Below are 1,059 nucleotides of genomic sequence, written 5' to 3'. Positions count from 1 at the left end.
GAATGCCTTCACCTCCTGCAGCGCATGGCCGGTGCCGCGCTGTTCGGCCTGCACTACAAAGTGCGTCGCTTCCGTGGCGACTGCGTCCTTCACGCGATCTGCTTCGTGGCCGACGATGACGTAGATGTCACCAGCCTGGACAACCTGCTTCGCGGCGGCGATGACATGCAGCAGCAGGGGTTTGCCGCCGATCTCATGCAGGACCTTGGGGCGTTTGGACTTGAGGCGCGTGCCTTTGCCTGCGGCCATGATGGCGACCGCGAATGTCGGAGAGCTCATGGGGGAATAGTACCGGGTCTGGTAGATGCTAGAAACCCCGCCTGCATCAGTCAGGCGGGGCTTCTATGGGGTTCGGGTGTGTCCTAGTTGCTCATTCCGGCCGGAGGAGGCGGGATGGTGATATCGACATCCGTCACCGGTCCCAGATCCTTGAGCGAGGCACCGAGGTCACCGCCATTGCCAACCACAACGATCGCCAGCTTCGACGTGTCGATGTACTTTGCAGCGACACGTGAGACATCGGCCGCAGTCACTTTTTCAATGCCTGCCTTGTACTTCTCCAGAAAATCTGCCGGATACCCATAGAAGGCCAGCATCACCTGCTCGCTGAGTACCTTCGCGCGCGAGTCGTAGCGGAAGATAAACGAGTTGAGCAGTTGCTCTCTGGCGTTACGCAGTTCCGTTTCCGTCGGTGGAACGGATTTGAGCCGGTTGATCTCCTCCAGCATCGCCTTTGTTGCGGCAACCGTGCTAGCGCTCTTGGTGCCTGCCTGCACGCGGAAGATACCCGGATGGTCATAGGTCGCGCCATAACCGCCGCCGACCGCGTAGGCCAGCCCCAGTTTTGTACGGACGGACTGAGTCAAACGTGATCCGAACCCTCCGGAGAAGATCTCATTCATGACGCTCAGTGCATAGAGATCGGGGTTATTCCGCATGGTCCCCAGACCGGCGATGGAGATGTTGGACTGGTTGACGTCGTCTTTGTTGATGAAGTAAACGCCCGGTTTCGGGCCAGGGAAGTCTGTCTTAAGAGACTTGAACTGTTCTCCCTTGTGA

2 protein-coding genes are annotated in these 1,059 nt (G+C 58.6%); both read right to left on the bottom strand.

Annotation, left to right across the window (positions count from 1 at the left end):
* Nucleotides 1-279 (bottom strand): NTP transferase domain-containing protein (locus AB4043_RS26505; protein ID WP_442308657.1); only part of this gene is annotated, 279 nt, incomplete at its 3' end.
* An 83-nt stretch (nucleotides 280-362) separates the two neighbouring features.
* On the bottom strand, nucleotides 363-1,059 hold a 697-nt coding region (locus AB4043_RS26500), incomplete at its 5' end, for a M16 family metallopeptidase (protein WP_442308656.1).

The organism is Terriglobus sp. YAF25, from assembly GCF_052113305.1.
Classification (GTDB): domain Bacteria; phylum Acidobacteriota; class Terriglobia; order Terriglobales; family Acidobacteriaceae; genus Terriglobus.
This window is presented reverse-complemented; position numbering and strand designations above follow the sequence as displayed.